1 pseudogene is annotated in these 2,223 nt (G+C 72.4%); it reads left to right on the forward strand.

Annotated features, from left to right (window positions below):
• A pseudogene (locus tag FrCorBMG51_RS34525) lies at nt 1-917 on the forward strand (type I phosphomannose isomerase catalytic subunit); the annotation flags it as partial.
• Nucleotides 918-2,223: the final 1,306 nt, after the last annotated feature.

The raw sequence follows: 2,223 nt of genomic DNA on the forward strand, positions 1-2,223 counted from the left end.
GGCAACCCGCCGAGGACGCCGTGGGCCGGCTGCCGTTCCTGCTGAAGGTGCTCGCCGCCGAGCGGGCGCTGTCCCTGCAGGTACACCCGGACCAGGCACAGGCGCGGGCCGGTTTCGACGGCGAGGAGCGGGCCGGCGTACCGCCGCAGGCCCCCTGGCGCCGATACCGGGACCGCAACCACAAACCGGAGCTGATCGTCGCGCTCACACCCTTCCGCGCTCTGGCCGGTATCCGTGACCCACGGCACACCCTGCACGTGGTGCGGGCCCTCGGCCACCCCCCGCTGACCGCCGCGTTCGAGCCGCTGCGGGCGGACCCCGCGGCCGGGGCCGCGACGGTCCTGCGCACCCTGCTGACGATGCCCGCCCACCAGGGGCGCGGCCTCGTCGCCGGGACCGTCGGGGCCGCCACCGTGATCGCCGCACGGGCAGCGGCCGGCGCAGCGGCGACCGGCACGGCGATGGCTGGCACGACGATGGCTGGCACGGCGGCGGCCGGCGCAGCGGCGGCCGGCGCGACGACAGCCGTGACGGCTGACGTAGCGACCGACGTGGCCGCGGCCGCCGACCTGGTCGTCCAGCTCGCCGCGGCACACCCCGGCGACGTCGGTGTCGCCGCCGCGCTTCTGCTCAACGACGTGCTGCTCCAGCCGGGGGAAGCACTCTTCCAGCCGGCTCGCCTGCTGCACGCCTACGTCCATGGCGTCGGCATCGAGATCATGGCCACGTCCGACAACGTGCTGCGCGGCGGGCTGACGTCGAAACACGTCGACGTGGACGAACTGCTGCGCGTCCTGGATCCGACACCGACCCAGGCGCCCGTGCTCACCCCCCGGACGGTGGGCGGGACGGCCGGGATCATCGTGCGCACCTGGGACGTTCCGGTCGACGATTTCGCGCTGACCGAAGCGATCTGCGGCTGGACGGCTCCCGCCGGGAGCACCTCNNCGGCTCCCGCCGGGAGCACCTCCCACGACAACACCTCCGGCGGAAACGTCTTCCGTGGCGGCGCTCTCGGCGCAAGCGTCTCCCGGGGGAGCAGCCCTGGGAGAAACGTCTCCGGTGGAGGCGTCCCCAGCGGCAGCGCCCCTGGCCGAAACACCCGCAGCGGAAACGTCCGTGACGCGAACGCCCCCGGCGGCGCGGTCACCATCCGACGTCCAGCCATCCTGCTGGTGACCGACGGCGCCGTCACGGTGGAAGGCGCGGGCATCCCCTCGATGGGGCTTCGCCGAGGCCAGGCAGCCGTCGTGCCTCCGGCTTCGGCTTCGGCTCCGAACAGGGCACCGACAGCGGGCGGGGCGTCGGCAGTGGGCGGAGCCATGACGGCGGACGGGGCACTGACTCTGAATCTGTGGGGACGAGGCAGGGTGTTCATCGCCTCACCTGGCTCGCGCACGCCACCACCGCCCTGAGCGGCTGGCTGACCGCCTGGTTCCCCCGACGGACGTGGAGCTCTCAAGATCTACATCCCGCATCCAGGCGAAGATCTTTTCGTCGACGAGCCATCCGCGGCCACCCGCATGAATCATGATCCAGAAGAGTTTGCCGCTCGGTACGCTTTCGGCCCTGTAGGCGTGCACAACGACAGACACACAGCGATCTTCGCTGTCCGGCCAGTGCCCCAGGGCGCCGGTCGTGTTTCGGGGAGCGGCATGATCCCGGCATGGGGCAGCGCGGCGTCCAGGATCGCCAGGGGCGTCTTCGCGGAGCTGTTCCACCTGGTCATGGAGCCCTGTTCCACCTGGTCATGGAGCCAATGTGGGATCGGGGCCGGGTAGGCCGGGCTATCCGCGGAAGGCGGCCCGGGGGTCCTGGAACAGGGTGGGGACGAAGACCGTCCGCGGCGCCGCCGACAGGGTCAGCGTGGCGACCCAGTCGGTGGTACCGATCGTCTGTGCCGCGACCAGCGGCCCGCCGCGGGNCGCCGCGGGTGACCATCCGTACGGTACCGGCCGATCCGACGGATACCGTCCGGCCGACCGGGACGCGCAGCGGGTTTCCATCGATCCATACCGTCACTGTGGTCTCTGGCGCAGTGAGCACCAGGGCGGAAAGTGTCCGATCCGGTACGGCAGGCAGCAGCGTGGCGGCTGCCGCGTCAGGCTCGATCACGTCTGCCGCACCGACCCAGCGATACTCCCGCGCCAGCGGCGCAGCCGTCACGGTTGGTGACGGCTGCGCCGCTCCGTCGGACGCCGACCCGCCGGCCGGCGGCGACCC

Origin of the sequence: Protofrankia coriariae (assembly GCF_001017755.1) — a bacterium.
Taxonomy (GTDB): Bacteria; Actinomycetota; Actinomycetes; order Frankiales; family Frankiaceae; genus Protofrankia; species Protofrankia coriariae.